The sequence below is a fragment of the Lysobacter arseniciresistens ZS79 genome (genome assembly GCF_000768335.1).
GTDB lineage: Bacteria > Pseudomonadota > Gammaproteobacteria > Xanthomonadales > Xanthomonadaceae > Novilysobacter > Novilysobacter arseniciresistens.
Map to the genome: position 1 here is coordinate 39,847 of NZ_AVPT01000011.1, position 14,385 is coordinate 54,231.

At 71.5% G+C, this 14,385-nt stretch carries 11 protein-coding genes and 1 riboswitch; of the genes, 7 read left to right on the plus strand and 4 right to left on the minus strand.

The window, feature by feature from the left end; genetic code table 11:
* Window positions 1-13 precede the first annotated feature (13 nt).
* Window positions 14-886 carry an outer membrane protein assembly factor BamD gene (locus N799_RS07530; protein WP_036210268.1) on the minus strand — a complete coding sequence of 291 codons (873 nt, stop codon included), beginning with the start codon at window positions 884-886 and terminating at the stop codon, window positions 14-16.
* A gap of 81 nt (window positions 887-967) precedes the next feature.
* On the opposite strand from N799_RS07530, the gene rluD reads away from it, so the two are divergent.
* Together rluD and pgeF are read left to right on the plus strand one after the other, a co-directional pair.
* Window positions 968-1,942, plus strand: coding sequence for a 23S rRNA pseudouridine(1911/1915/1917) synthase RluD (gene rluD / locus N799_RS07535; protein WP_036210272.1), 975 nt, complete (start codon window positions 968-970; stop codon window positions 1,940-1,942).
* Window positions 1,943-1,945: 3 nt separating this feature from the next.
* The gene (pgeF, locus tag N799_RS07540; RefSeq protein ID WP_036210275.1) at window positions 1,946-2,707 is read left to right on the plus strand and encodes a peptidoglycan editing factor PgeF; all 762 of its coding nucleotides are present in this window, start codon (window positions 1,946-1,948) and stop codon (window positions 2,705-2,707) included.
* A gap of 6 nt (window positions 2,708-2,713) precedes the next feature.
* Here the strand turns inward: pgeF and otsA are convergent, their stop codons facing one another.
* Genes otsA through otsB form a run of 3 tightly spaced genes read right to left on the minus strand, consistent with a single transcriptional unit; the run spans window position 2,714 to window position 6,638 of the window.
* Window positions 2,714-4,096, minus strand: a complete 1,383-nt coding sequence (gene otsA / locus N799_RS07545; protein WP_036210394.1) for an alpha,alpha-trehalose-phosphate synthase (UDP-forming) — start codon at window positions 4,094-4,096, stop codon at window positions 2,714-2,716.
* Window positions 4,093-5,874 carry a glycoside hydrolase family 15 protein gene (locus N799_RS07550; protein ID WP_036210278.1) on the minus strand — a complete coding sequence of 594 codons (1,782 nt, stop codon included), beginning with the start codon at window positions 5,872-5,874 and terminating at the stop codon, window positions 4,093-4,095. The genes otsA and N799_RS07550 overlap by 4 nt, the downstream gene beginning before the upstream one ends.
* Window positions 5,871-6,638, minus strand: coding sequence for a trehalose-phosphatase (gene otsB, locus N799_RS07555; RefSeq protein WP_036210281.1), 768 nt, complete (start codon window positions 6,636-6,638; stop codon window positions 5,871-5,873). The genes N799_RS07550 and otsB overlap by 4 nt, the downstream gene beginning before the upstream one ends.
* Before the next feature lie 134 nt (window positions 6,639-6,772).
* Here otsB and clpB point away from each other — a divergent pair, with 134 nt between their 5' ends.
* The 5 genes from clpB to N799_RS07580 all read left to right on the plus strand — a co-directional run bounded on the left by clpB (window position 6,773) and on the right by N799_RS07580 (window position 14,311).
* Window positions 6,773-9,358 (plus strand): ATP-dependent chaperone ClpB, encoded by a 2,586-nt coding sequence (gene clpB / locus N799_RS07560; protein WP_036210284.1) that lies wholly within the window; start codon window positions 6,773-6,775, stop codon window positions 9,356-9,358.
* 71 nt (window positions 9,359-9,429) lie between these two features.
* Window positions 9,430-9,670: riboswitch (cobalamin riboswitch) on the plus strand.
* 115 nt (window positions 9,671-9,785) lie between these two features.
* On the plus strand, window positions 9,786-11,657 hold the full coding sequence (btuB, locus tag N799_RS07565; protein ID WP_036210287.1) for a TonB-dependent vitamin B12 receptor: 1,872 nt from the start codon (window positions 9,786-9,788) through the stop codon (window positions 11,655-11,657).
* Between the two features lie 89 nt (window positions 11,658-11,746).
* Window positions 11,747-12,352, plus strand: coding sequence for a hypothetical protein (locus N799_RS07570; protein ID WP_036210293.1), 606 nt, complete (start codon window positions 11,747-11,749; stop codon window positions 12,350-12,352).
* A 19-nt stretch (window positions 12,353-12,371) separates the two neighbouring features.
* Window positions 12,372-13,001 carry a cob(I)yrinic acid a,c-diamide adenosyltransferase gene (cobO, locus tag N799_RS07575; protein WP_036210296.1) on the plus strand — a complete coding sequence of 210 codons (630 nt, stop codon included), beginning with the start codon at window positions 12,372-12,374 and terminating at the stop codon, window positions 12,999-13,001.
* Window positions 12,998-14,311 (plus strand): cobyrinic acid a,c-diamide synthase CobB, encoded by a 1,314-nt coding sequence (locus N799_RS07580; RefSeq protein ID WP_036210298.1) that lies wholly within the window; start codon window positions 12,998-13,000, stop codon window positions 14,309-14,311. Before cobO ends, N799_RS07580 begins: the two co-directional genes overlap by 4 nt.
* Window positions 14,312-14,385: the final 74 nt, after the last annotated feature.

The following is a 14,385-nucleotide window of genomic DNA, read 5'->3' on the forward strand; positions in this document are numbered from 1 at the left end:
GGCGGCGTCGAAGTCACTCGTCGTTGTCCAGCGCCGACTTCTCGCCGGCGAACGGGTTGAGCTTGCGCCAGTCGCTCGGGTAGTCCGGCCAGTCGCCACGCAGGTAGGGGTGGTCGGGTTCGTTCTCGGCCAGCACGCGGCGGGCGTCGTTGGCGAGCGTCTCGTTGCCCAGCCCGGTGTAGGCGGCGGCGAGGGCGGCCACGGCATCGTTGCGGTAGCTGCTCTGCGGGTAGGTTTCCAGCAGGTAGGTGGCGCGCTCGGCGGCGGCGACGTAGGCGGTGCGGCGCAGGTAGTACAGGGCGACGTCCAGCTCGTGGCGGGCGAACAGGTCGCGCAGCTCGGCCATGCGGCGCTCGGCGTCGGCGGCGTAGCGGCTGTTGGGGTAGCGGGTGGTCACGATCTGGAAGTCGTTGAACGCCTGCATCGGGGTGGCGAGGTCGCGGCGGCTGGCGTCCAGCGACCAGACCTTCTGCAGGAACACGGTGTCGCGGCTGGAGTTCACCAGCCCGCGCAGGTAGTACATGTACGACGCCAGCCGGTGGGTCGGGTAGGTGCGCAGGAAGCGGTCGATGCTGCTGATCGCGTCCTCGTGCTTGCCGGCCTTGTACTGGGCGTAGGCGGTCTCGACCAGCGCCTGCTCGGTGTACGGGCCGTACGGGTACTGCGCGACCAGCCGCTTGAAGGTGGTCTCGGCGCTGGCCCAGTTGCCGCGCGTCATCGAGGTGTGGGCCGTCTCGTACAGCTGCTCGACCGGCACGCCCTCGCTGGCTTCCTCGTCCTTGAACATCTTGCCGAAGCGGGCGCAGCCGCTGGCGAACACCACCAGGGCCAGCAGCAGGACGACGGTCCGCAGGGAGGGGCGCGGCAGGGCGGTGCGATCGGTCATGTGGGCAGTCAACGGGCGCCGGGGGCACGAAGCGCCGATAATAGCAGTCCCGCGTGCAGCGCCCTTAACCCAGGCATTCCGATGACCGAACCCGCCATCGCCCTCCAGGCCGTGGTCCCCGACAGTGCCGCGGGGCGCCGTTTCGACGCGGTGCTGGCCGAGCTGTTCCCCGACTATTCGCGCTCGCGGCTGGCCGGCTGGATCAAGGCCGGCCAGGTGCTGCTGGACGGCCGCGAAGCCCGCCCGCGCGACCCGGTCCACGGCGGCGAGCAGGTCACCGTCAGTGCCGTCCTCGAGGTCCAGACCCGCTCGGAGCCGCAGGACATCGCGCTGGACGTGCTGTTCGAGGACGAGCACGTGATCGTGATCGACAAGCCGGCCGGGCTGGTGGTCCACCCCGGCGCCGGCAATCCCGACGGCACCCTGGTCAACGCGCTGCTGAACAAGGACCCGGCGCTGAACGCGCTGCCACGTGCCGGCATCGTCCACCGGCTCGACAAGGACACCTCGGGGGTCATGGTGGTGGCGCGTACGCTGGTCGCCCACACCGCGCTGGTCGAGCAGCTGTCGGCGCGCGACGTGCACCGGCAGTACCTGGCCGTGGTGTCAGGCGCGCTGGTGTCCGGCGGCACCGCCAACGCGCCGATCGACCGCCACCCGCGCGACCGGATCCGGATGGCGGTGCGCGAGGACGGCCGCGAGGCGGTCACCCACTATCGCCTGCGCGAGCGCTTCCGTGCCCACACCCTGCTGGAGTGCCGGCTCGAGACCGGCCGCACCCACCAGATCCGCGTCCACATGGCGCACCTCAAGCACCCGATCATCGGCGACCCGCTTTACGGCGGCTCGCTGAAGCTCCCGCGCGGGGCAACCGACACGCTGGTCGCGCAGTTGCGTGGCTTCCGCCGCCAGGCGCTGCACGCGGAGACGCTGGAGTTCAGCCACCCGGTGACCGGCGAACCCGTCCGCACCAGCGCGCCGATGCCGGCCGACATGAAGGCGCTGGTGGCGGCGCTGCAGGACGACAGCCGCGCCGCGGCCGAGCGGGGACGCTGAGCGATGCACCCGGCGCTGCTTGCAGCCGACTGGCCGGCGCCACCGGGTATCCGCGGCTTCACCACCCTGCGGCATGGGGCCGGCATGTCGCAGGCGCCGTTCGACCGTTTCAACATGGGCCTGCGCTGCGGCGACGACCCGGCGGCGGTGCAACGCAACCGGGCGGAACTGGCTGAAATCGCCCGCCTGCCGGCCACGCCGGCGTGGCTGCGGCAGGTGCACGGGACCGCGGTACTGCGGGTCGACGGCGACCCGGACGCGCCACCCGGCGACGAACCCGAGGCCGACGCCGCGGTCACCTCCGTACCCGGCGCGGTGCTGGCGATCCTCACCGCCGACTGCCTGCCGGTGCTGCTGTGCGCCGACGACGGCGGCGAGGTCGGCGCCGCCCACGCCGGCTGGCGCGGGCTGGCCGCGGGCGTGCTGGAGGCGACCGTCGCCGCGATGGCGACCCCGCCGGGACGGCTGATGGCATGGCTGGGTCCCGCCGCCGGGCCGGCCAGTTACGAGATCGGCACCGAGGTCTACGACGCCTTCGTCGCGCGCGACTGGGCCGCCGGCAGCGCGTTCACCAGCACCCGGCCGAACCACTGGCGGGTCGACCTCTACGCCCTCGCGCGGTGCCGGCTGGAGCAGGCCGGGCTGCCGCCGGCGCGGATCTTCGGTGGTGGCCTCGACACCATCGGCGACCCGGCGCGGTTCTATTCGCACCGCCGCGACCAGCGCACCGGGCGGATGGCGACGCTGGCGTGGATCGAGCCGTAGACGGCCTCACGCCGCCCGCAGCGTCTGCAGGTAGCCGCGGCGCCAGTCGGTGATGTCGTGGTCGCGCAGGCGGGTCATCATCGCCTGCCAGCGCTCGCGGCGCTCCTCCAGCGGCATCCCGACCGCGCGGGCGATCGCGGCGGCCACGCCGTCGAGGTCGTAGGGGTTCACCAGCAGCGCCGCGTCGAGCTCGCGCGCGGCGCCGGCGAAGGCCGACAGCACCAGCACGCCGGGGTCGTCCGGGTCCTGCGCGGCGACGTATTCCTTGGCGACCAGGTTCATGCCGTCGCGCAGTGGCGTCACCAGCCCGACCCGCGCCAGCCGGTAGAAGCCCGTCAGCGATGCGTGCGGGAAGTTGCGGTTGACGTAGCGCATCGGCGTCCAGTCCGGCTCGGCGTGGCCGCCGTTGATGTGGCCGGCCAGCTGCTCCAGCTCGCTGCGCAGGGTCTGGTACTCGATCACGCCGCCGCGCGAGACCGGCGCGATCTGCAGGAAGGTCACCTGGCCGAGCTGGTCGGGGTAGCGCTGCAGGTAGCGCTCGAACGCGCGGAAGCGCTCGGGCAGGCCCTTGGAGTAGTCGAGCCGGTCGACGCCGATCGCCAGCGCGCGCCCGGACAGGCTGCGCGCCAGCCGCTTGAAGCTCGACTTGCCGACCGCCGCGGCCGCCTGCCGCGCGATGCCGTCGGTGTCGATGCTGATCGGGAAAGCCCCGGCCCGCAGCCGCCGGCCCGTCGCGGTCTCCAGCACGCCGTGCTCGATCACCCGGCCGCGGCCGAACAGCCGTACGTAGTCCTGGAAGCGCTCCAGGTCGCGGCTGGTCTGGAAGCCCACCAGGTCATGCGCGGACAGGCCCTCGAACAACCGCCCGTGGTGCGGCAGCGCCGCGAGGATGTCGGACGAGGGCATCGGCACGTGCAGGAAGAAGCCGAGCCGGCAGCGCACCCCGCGCTCGCGCAGCAGCGAGGCCAGCGGGATCAGGTGGTAGTCGTGGATCCACACCACGTCGTCGTCGCGCAGCAGCGGCGCGAGCCGGTCGGCGAACAGCGCGTTGACCCGGCGGTAGGCGTCCCAGGTCTCGCGGCTGTAGTCGACCAGGTCCATGCGGAAATGCAGCAGCGGCCACAGCGTGCGGTTGGCGAAGCCGTTGTAGTAGTCGTCGTGGTCCTCGCGCGAGAGGTCCATCGTGACGTAGTCGATGTTGCCGGCGCGGGTTTCGTGCAGCTGGCCGGAGGTGCCATCGGCGATGTCGCCGCTCCAGCCGAACCACAGTCCGCCCCGGTCCTGGAAAGAGCTGTCTTCCAGCGCCGCCTGCAGCGCCACCGCCAGCCCGCCGGAACCGGCGCGGCCGGGCAGGGCGACGCGGTTGGACACCACCACCAGCCGGCTCACGTCGCCTCCTGCCACGGGCGGCTCAGGCGCGTCGCGGCGATGATCAGGCCGACGTGCGAATAGGTCTGCGGGAAGTTGCCCCAGGCCTCGCCGTCCTCGAACGCGAGGTCCTCCGACAGCAGCCCGAGCGGGTTGCGCCGCTCCAGCATCCGTTCGAACAGCGTGCGTGCCTCCTCGATGCGGCCGATCGCGGCGAGCGCGTCGATGTACCAGAACGTGCAGATGGTGAAGCTGGTCTCCGGCATGCCGAAATCGTCGGGCGCGACGTAGCGGAACAGGCCGTCGCCGCGGCGCAGGTCGCGGCCGATCGCCTCGACCGTGCCGATGAACCGCGGGTCGTCGGCGGCGACGAAGCCGAGGTCGGCCAGCAAGAGCAGCGAGGCGTCCAGCCGGTGTCCGCCGAACACGTCGACGAAGTGGCCGCGCGCGGCGTCCCAGCTCTGCTCGATGATCCGCGCGTGCATCGCGTCGGCGCGCCGGCGCCAGACCTGCACCCGCGCCGGCAGCCGCAGGTGCGCCGCGATCCGCGCCAGCCGGTCGCAGGCGGCCCAGCACATCACCGCCGAATAGGTGTGCACCTCGGTGCGGCCGCGGAACTCCCACAGGCCGGCGTCGGGCTGGTCGTACACGGCGAACGCGCGCTCGCCGATCGACTCCAGCCGCTGGAACATCGCCTCGTCGCCGGGGTGGTCCAGCCGCTGGTCGAAGAACAGCTGGGTCGAGGCCAGCACCACGCTGCCGTAGACGTCGTGCTGCTTCTGCAGCCAGGCGAGGTTGCCGCGCCGCACCGGGCCCATGCCGCGGTAGCCGGCCAGCGTCCCGACCTCGTCCTCGGCCAGCTCGCGCTCGTAGCCGATGCCGTACAGCGGCTGCAGGTCTTCTTCGTCGGTGCTGGCGATGTTGAACACGTAGCCGAGGTAGCCCTCCATGGTCCGGGTCGCGCCGAGCCGGTTGAGCGCGCGCACCACGAACGCGGCGTCGCGCAGCCAGCAGTAGCGGTAGTCCCAGTTGCGCACGGTGTGCGGCGCCTCCGGGATCGAGGTGGTCATCGCGGCGACGATCGCGCCGGTCTCCTCGTACTGGCACAGTTTCAGCGTGATCGCGCTGCGGATCACCGCCTCCTGCCACTCCAGCGGGATCGACAGCGAGCGCACCCAGTCGCGCCAGTAGCCGACGGTGCGTTGCTGGGCGGCGCGGACGAAGTCGGCGACCGGCCGGGTCAGGGTTTCGTCGGGGCCGAGCACGAGGTGCAGCTCGCGGTCGAGCAGGAACGGCAGGCCTTCGCGCACCACCCGCACCGGCGCGTCGGTGGTCAGCCGCAGGGTGAAGCCGGGGAGCAGGTAGCGGATATGGTTGCTGCCCCAGGTAGTCTCCGGCTGGCGCGCGCCGTAGTCCGCCAGCGGCCGCAGGCGGATGCGGATGCGCGGGCTGCCGGCCAGCGGCCGCACCTTGCGCAGCAGCATCACCGGCCGGTAGAAGCGCTCGTACTGGTGCCAGCGTGGAGCGAAGTCGATCACCTCGACCGCACCGCCGTGGCGGTCGCGCAGCACCGTGCGCAGTACCGCGGTATTGGTCAGGTAGGCCTGCTCGGACGAGACCTGGTCGTCGAGTTCGATCGCGTAATCGCCGCCGGGGTGGGCGCTCGGCTGCAGCAGCGCGCAGAAGGCGGGGTCGCCGTCGAACGCCGGGATGCAGCCCCAGACGATGCGGGCGTCGCGGTCGACCAGCGCGGCAATGCTGCCGTTGCCGACCAGACCGAGGTCGAGGTGGCCGCTCATGCGGTGGCGCTCCGGCCGGCCGGCGTGGGGGCGGCGGCGAGCCAGCGCAGCACCGCGGCAGGGTCGGCGAGGCGGTGGCGGGCCAGGCTTGGTCTGCGGTCGCCGACCAGCACCGCGATTCCGCCGCGCTGCTCGACGACCTCGAAGCCGTGCTCGTCGGTGAGGTCGTCGCCGGTGAATACCGGAACGCGGCCGGCAAACGGCGCCTCGCCCAGCAGCGCGGCGATCGCGTCGCCCTTGTCGGTGCCGACCGGACGCAGTTCGACCACGCCGTCGCCGGCCTGCAGACGGTAGTCGTGCAGCCATGGCAGCGCGGCGTCGGCCAGTTCGCGAAGTGGCTGCTCGGCGGCGGGGTTGCCGCGCCAGTGCAGGGCGAGCGTCGAGGCCTTGTCCTCGACCAGCGCGCCGGGGTACTGCATCGCCAGCAGTTCGGCCTTGCGATGCAGGATCGCCAGCAGCGTCGGTGGGGTGGGCGGGTCGACGTGGTGGTCCGCGTGGCGGCGCTCCAGCCCGTGCAGGCCGGCGGCGGGCAGCCGAAGCGGCGCGAACAGCGCGTCCAGCTGGGCCAGCCGGCGCCCGCTGACCAGCGCCAGCGCGCCGGACAGGTGTTGCTGCAGTGCTGCCAGCACGTCGACCAGGCCCGGGGGTACCCGCACTCCGGTCGGCGTGTCGGCGAATTCCAGCAGGGTGCCGTCGACGTCCAGGAACAACGCCCAGTCATCGCGGATCGCGGGCGGCGGCGGCAGGGTGGCTGGCAGATCCATGACGCGATGGTGAACAGGCGGGTGTAAGGATCGGGTGGACGCCGCCCCGCGCCCGGGCCGAACTTGAAGGCCGCCGGCCCGGTCCGCATCTCGGGGGCATTGCGGCATCGCCGCCCAACATCGAGGAACCCACCATGCGAATGGACAAGCTCACGTCGCGTTTCCAGCAGGCGCTCGCCGACGCGCAGTCGCTTGCGGTCGGGCGCGACCACAGCGTGATCGAACCGGCCCACCTGATGGTAGCGCTGGTCGACCAGTCCGGCGGCAGCACCCGCCCGCTGCTGTCGCAGGCCGGGGTCAACGTGCCGCTGCTGCGCGAACGGCTCGGCGAGGCGCTGGAGAAGCTGCCGAAGGTGACCGGCCAGGCCGGCAACGTCAGCGTCGGCAACGACCTGTCGCGGCTGCTCAACGTCACCGACAAGCTGGCGCAACAGCGCAACGATGCCTTCATCGCGTCGGAGCTGTTCGTGCTCGCGGCGCTGGACGACGACGGCGCGCTCGGCCGCGCGCTGAAGGGCGCGGGTGCCGACAAATCGCGGATCGAGGCGGCGATCGACAAGGTTCGCGGTGGCGAGAGCGTGCAGTCGGAGAACGCCGAGGACCAGCGCCAGGCGCTGGAGAAGTACACCATCGACCTGACCGCGCGCGCCGAGTCCGGCAAGCTCGACCCGGTGATCGGCCGCGACGAGGAGATCCGCCGTACGATCCAGGTACTGCAGCGCCGGACCAAGAACAACCCGGTGCTGATCGGCGAACCCGGCGTCGGCAAGACCGCGATCGCCGAGGGGCTGGCCCAGCGCCTGATCAACAACGAGGTGCCCGAGGGCCTGCGCGGCAAGCGGCTGCTGTCGCTCGACATGGGCGCGCTGATCGCCGGCGCCAAGTTCCGCGGCGAGTTCGAGGAGCGGCTGAAGGGCGTGCTCAACGACCTCGCCAAGAACGAGGGCCAGATCATCCTGTTCATCGACGAGCTGCACACCATGGTCGGCGCGGGCAAGGCCGAGGGCTCGATGGACGCCGGCAACATGCTCAAGCCGGCGCTCGCCCGCGGCGAGCTGCACTGCATCGGCGCGACCACGCTGGACGAGTATCGCAAGTACGTCGAGAAGGACGCCGCGCTCGAGCGCCGGTTCCAGAAGGTGTTCGTCGGCGAGCCGAGCGTGGAGGACACCATCGCGATCCTGCGCGGGCTCAAGGAGAAGTACGCGGTGCACCACGGCGTGGAGATCACCGACCCGGCGATCGTCGCCGCCGCGACGCTTTCCAACCGTTACATCGCCGATCGCCAGTTGCCCGACAAGGCGATCGACCTGATGGACGAGGCCGCCAGCCGCATCCGCATGGAGATCGATTCCAAGCCGGAGGAGCTGGATCGCAAGGAACGCCGGCTGATCCAGCTCAAGATCCAGCGCGAGGCGCTGCGCAAGGAGAAGGACGCCGAATCGAAGCAGCGGCTGGCCGACCTGGAGGCGGAGATCGACGCGCTCGAGCGCGAGTTCAACGACCTCGAAGAAGTCTGGAAGGCCGAGAAGGCGACCCTGCAGGGCGCGACGAAGATCAAGGAGCAGATCGAGAACGCCAAGCTCGAGCTCGAAGCCGCCCAGCGCCGCCAGGACTACGCGCGCATGAGCGAGATCCAGTACGGCCAACTGCCGCAGCTGGAGCAGCAGCTCAAGGCCGCGCAGGAAGCCGAGACGCAGGGCTTCAGCCTGCTGCAGGACCGCGTCACCGCCGAGGAAATCGCTGAGGTGGTCGCGCGCTGGACCGGCATCCCGGTGTCGAAGATGCTCGAGGGCGAGCGCGAGAAGCTGCTGAAGATGGAGGACGCGCTGCATGCGCGCGTGGTCGGCCAGGACGAGGCGATCAAGGTGGTGTCCGACGCGGTACGCCGCTCGCGTGCGGGCCTGTCCGACCCGGACCGGCCGTCCGGCTCGTTCCTGTTCCTCGGCCCCACCGGCGTCGGCAAGACCGAACTGTGCAAGGCGTTGGCCGAATTCCTGTTCGACAGCAGTGATGCGATGGTGCGCATCGACATGAGCGAGTTCATGGAGAAGCACGCGGTCAGCCGGCTGGTCGGCGCACCGCCGGGCTACGTCGGCTACGAGGAGGGTGGCTACCTGACCGAGGCGGTGCGCCGGCGTCCGTACAGCGTGATCCTGCTCGACGAGGTCGAGAAGGCGCACCCGGACGTGTTCAACATCCTGCTGCAGGTGCTCGACGACGGCCGCCTGACCGATGGCCAGGGCCGCACGGTCGACTTCCGCAACACCGTGATCGTGATGACCAGCAACCTCGGCTCGCAGATGATCCAGGAGATGTCGGACACCGATTCGCCGGAGGGCTACACGCAGATGAAGGCGGCGGTGATGGGCGTGGTGCAGAACCATTTCCGCCCCGAGTTCATCAACCGGCTCGACGACATCGTCGTGTTCCACCCGCTGGCCAAGGCGCAGATCCGCGAGATCGCGAAGATCCAGATGACGGGGCTGGAGAAGCGGCTGGCCGAACGTGGCCTGAAACTGGAACTGTCCGACGCCGCGCTGGCGCTGCTCGGCAATGTGGGTTTCGATCCGGTGTACGGCGCGCGGCCGCTCAAGCGGGCGATCCAGCAGCAGCTGGAGAATCCGCTCGCGCAGCGGATACTGTCGGGCGAGTTCGGCAGCGGCGACGTGATCCGGGTGGATGCCGACGGCGGTTCGCTCGTCTTCCGCAAGGCCTGAGCGTCAGCGGTCGCGGGGCGCGTACCGGCGCGCCCCGCGCGGAATACTCCTCAACCCGCCGGGCGTGCTGCTAGACTTGCCGCGCCTGAGGTGACCGCCGGCCTGGCCGGTGGTTGAAACGGGAATCCGGTGCGCCCCGTCGTCACGCGACGATGCGGCAATTCCGGAGCTGCCCCCGCAACGGTAGGCGAGCCAGGTCCGCACACAGCCACTGTGCCAAGCGCATGGGAAGGCGCGGACCGGGAGCGACGGTCGCGATGACACGACGCTCCACTCGCAAGCCCGGAGACCGGCCACAGGTTTCGATTGGCACGCGGTGGGCGCTGTCATGGGGCCCGTGCGCCTGCACGTTGCGCCATGACCACTCCTTGCCGTTTGCCCAGGCCCAACGACACCGCGCGGGCAGGCGCGGTCCAAGGAGTTCCCCGTGCAGTTTCCCCGGCATTGCCTTGCCGTGGCCGCGCTTGCGGTCGCGTCGTCCCACATATCCCCCTCCCACGCATCCGGCCCGGTCGCCGCGACCGACCTCGACGAGGTCGTGGTCACCGCCAGCCGCACCGCGCTCACCCAGGACCAGACGCTCGCCGCGGTCAGCGTGATCGACCGCGAGCGCATCGAGCGCCTGCGGCCACCCTCCTTGCCGGCGCTGCTGCGCGGCCTGCCGGGCATCTCGCTGGCCAACAACGGCGGGCCGGGCAAGTCGACCTCGCTGTACCTGCGCGGCACCGAATCCGACCACGTGCTGGTGCTGGTCGACGGCGTCAAGGTCGGTTCGGCGACCAGCGGTGGCGCGGCGCTGCAGGACATCCCGGTCGAGCTGGTCGAGCGGGTCGAGATCGTGCGCGGGCCGTTCTCCAGCCTGTACGGCTCGGAGGCGCTCGGCGGCGTGGTGCAGATCTTCACCCGGCGCCCGAGGGGTGCGTTCGCGCCGTACCTGGGCGTCGGCGCCGGCAGCGAGCGGACCCGCAGCCTGTCGGCCGGCGTGGCCGGTCGCGCCGGCGAAGGCTGGTATTCGCTGGGTGCGGCCCATGCCGAGACCGACGGCATCGACGCCTACCGCGGCGACCCGTCGCGTGCCACGCCCGAGCCCTACCTCGACCGGGACCGCGACGGCTACCGCAACAGCTCGGCGACGCTGCAGGGCGGCTACCGCTTCGGCGATCACTGGGACGCCGAGGCCCGCCTGTTCCGCGCGCAGGCACACAACGAGTACGACGGCAGCCAGAACAACGAGGCCGACAACGTCCAGCAGGTCGTCGCCGCGCGCCTGCGCTACACCGCCGACGGCCCGCTGACGCTGGTGCTCAACGCCGGGCGCAGCGCCGACCTCAGCGATGCCTACATGGACGGGGTCTATTCGAGCACCTTCGACACCCGCCGCGAGGTCGCCTCGCTGCAGGCCGACATCGGCATCGGCGGCGGCCTGCTCAGCGCCGGCGTCGACTGGCAGGGCGACGAGGTGGACAGCACCACCGTCTACACCGTCGACCGCCGCCACAACCGCGCGCTGTTCGCGCAGTGGCAACAGGAGATCGGCGACCACGCGCTGCAGGCCAGCCTGCGCCGGGACGACAACAGCCAGTTCGGCGGCCGCACCACCGGCAGCGCGCTGTGGGGCTGGGACTTCGCCGATGCGCTGCGGCTGACCGCCAGCTACGGCACCGCGTTCAAGGCGCCCACCTTCAACGAGCTGTACTTCACCGGCTACGGCAATCCCGACCTGCGGCCGGAGACGTCGGACAGCATCGAGCTGGGACTGCGCGGCGAGCATGGCCGCGGCGGCTGGGCCATCAACGCCTTCCAGACGGAGATCGACGACCTGATCGCCTACGACTCGCGCCTGGTCGACGACACGCATCCCTACGGGCAGCCCAACAACATCGACCGCGCCCGCATCCGCGGGCTGGAACTGGTCGGCCACGCCACCCTGGCCGGGTGGCTGCTGCAGGCCAACGCCTCGTGGCTGGACCCGCGCAACGACAGCCACGGTGCAAGCGAGGGCCACGTCCTGCCGCGCCGCGCACGCCGCACCGCGCGGCTGGAGGCGGACCGCGAGCTGGGCAGGTTCAGCATCGGCGCCACGGTCAACGCCGCAGGCACGCGGTTCGACGACCTCGCCAACCGCAAGCGGATGGCCGGCTACGCCACCGTCGACCTGCGCGTGGGCTACGCGCTGGCGCCGCAATGGCAGCTGCGCCTGGGCACCGACAACGTGTTCGACCGCGACTACGAGACCGCGAAGTTCTATCGCCAGCCCGGTCGCAGCTGGCTGCTGAGCCTGCGTTACAGCGGCGGCTGAGCGCCCGCCGCCATTGCCGGTGCCCCACCGCGGGTGCCGGAGTGACCTTCTGCCGAACCCTGATCCCGCATCCACTTCCGGAGCCTTCCATGATCAACCGCAGTTCGAACCTTCCGTTCTCCTCCCGCCAGGCGCAGACCTGCATCGCCATCGTGCTGGCCGTGCTTCTGGTGGCCACCCGCGGCAACCACATCGCCAGCATCCATTCGCTGCCCGGCGGCTCGTGGGCGGTGTTCTTCCTCGCGGGTGCGCTGCTGCGCCCGCGCTGGGCGTTCTTCGCGCTGTTCGCGCTGGCGGTGTCGGTCGACTTCGCCAGCCTGACGCTGGAGCGCATCGGCGACACCTGCATGACGCCGGGTTACTGGATGCTGCTGCCGGCCTACGCGTTGCTGTGGGGAGGCGGCCGGCTGTATTCGCGGATCCACGTCGAGCGGCCGGGTACCGTGCTGCGGCTGGCGGCGGTGATGGTGGTGGCGTCGGTGCTGGCCTACCAGTTCTCCGGCGGCGGCTACTACCTGCTGTCCGGCGCGCAGCCCGACCCGAGCGTGGCGGAGTACGTGGCACGGGTGCTGCACTACCTGCCGCAGCGGTTGTTCAGCCTGTCGGTCTACGTGGCGGCCGCGGCCGTGATGTACGCGGCATGGCGGCTGGCCGGGCGCGTGGCGGGGCGTTCCGCCCACGTCCGCGGGGCCTGAGCCGGTGGGCGGCATGCGGATGGACAGCCCCGAAACCGCTGACGCGCAGGAGCGGCACCGCGAGCGTGCACAACGCAAGAAGGCGCTGGTCGACCGCCGCATCGCGCGGGCGACCATCGACCGCGGCGTGGTGGTGGTCAACACGGGCAACGGCAAGGGCAAGAGTTCGTCCGGGTTCGGCATGCTCGCCCGCTCGCTCGGACACGGCTTCCACTGCGGGGTGGTGCAGTTCATCAAGGGCCGCAGCACCACCGGGGAGGACCTGTTTTTCCGGACCCTGGGAGACGCCTTCGCCGATCGCCTCCGGTACCACGTGATGGGCGAGGGCTTCACCTGGGAAACCCAGGACCGCGATCGCGACATCGCCAGTGCGCAGGCGGCCTGGGCAGTGGCGGCCGGCATGTTGGCCGATGAAGCCTGCGACTTCGTGCTGCTGGACGAGCTGAACATCGCGCTGGTCAAGGGCTACATCGCGCTCGAGCAGGTGCTGGAGGCGCTGGCGGCACGGCCACCGCGCCAGCACGTGGTGATCACCGGCCGCGGCGCGCCCGCCGCGCTGGTCGAGGCGGCCGACACGGTCTCGGAGATGCGCGTGGTCAAGCACGCCTTCAAGGCGGGGATCAAGGCCCAGAAGGGAATCGAGCTGTGACCGGTCGGAGCGACACCACGGGCACGCGCCACTGCCCGGCGCTGCTGGTGTCGGCGCCCGCGTCGGGGCAGGGCAAGACCAGCGTGACCGCCGCGCTGGCCCGCTGGCACCGCCGCCAGGGCCGTCGGGTGCGGGTGTTCAAGACCGGTCCGGATTTCCTCGACCCGATGGTGCTGGAGCGCGCCAGCGGGGCGCCGGTGCAGCAGCTGGACCTGTGGATGTGCGGCGAGGACGACGTGCGCGCGCGCCTGCATGCCGCCGCCGGCGAGGCCGACCTGATCCTGGTCGAAGGGGTGATGGGGCTGTTCGATGGCGAGCCGTCCAGCGCCGACCTCGCGCAGCGGCTGGGCCTGCCGGCGCTGGCGGTGATCGACGGTTCGGCGATGGCGCAGACCTTCGGCGCGCTCGCCACCGGGCTGGCGCGCTACCGCGACGGACTGGCGCTGTACGGCGTGGCCGCCAACCGGGTCGGCAGCGACTACCACGCCGGCCTGCTCGAGAAGAGCCTGCCCGACGACCTGCAGTGGCTCGGCGCATTGCCCCGCGGGGATGCGATGAAGCTGCCCGAGCGCCACCTCGGGCTGGTCGCCGCCGGTGAGCTGGAGGACATCGACGCCCGGCTGGACGCGCTGGCCGACGCCTGGGGCCGGCACGCCGCCACCGGGCTGCCGCCGCCGGTCGCGTTCGCCCCGGCCGAGCCGCTGCCGGTGCCGCAACTGCTGGCCGGCAAGCGCGTTGCGATCGCGCGCGACGCCGCGTTCTGCTTCATTTATCCGGCCAACATCGCGCTGCTGCGCGCGGCGGGCGCGGAGCTGGCGTGGTTCTCGCCACTGGCCGGCGACGCGCTGCCGGCCTGCGACGCGGTATGGCTGCCCGGCGGCTACCCGGAGCTGCACCTGCAGACGCTGTCGCAACAGTCGTCGCTGCATGCCGCCCTGCGCGCGCACCGCGACGCCGGCAAGCCGCTGCTGGCCGAGTGCGGCGGGCTGCTGTACCTGCTGGATTCGCTGGCCGGGCGCGACGGCGCCGCCTCGCCGATGGCCGGCCTGCTGCGCGGGCACGCCACGCTGCAGGCGCGGCTGGCCGGGCTTGGCATGCAGCAGGTCGAACTGCCCGAGGGCGTGCTGCGCGGCCACACCTTCCACCACGTCCGTGCCGAAATCGAAGCCGAGCCCATCGCGCTGGCGTCCAACCCCAACCGCGGCCCGGGCAACGAAGGGATCTATCGCGACCGCCGGCTGACCGCCAGCTTCGTGCACTTCTACTTCCCGTCCAACCCGGAAGCGGCGCTACGGCTGCTGCTGCCATGAGGACGCGACGGTGAGCCTGGCTTTGGTCGCCGAACTGGCGCTGCTGCGAGCCGGTGCAGCGACGGTCGCGGTGG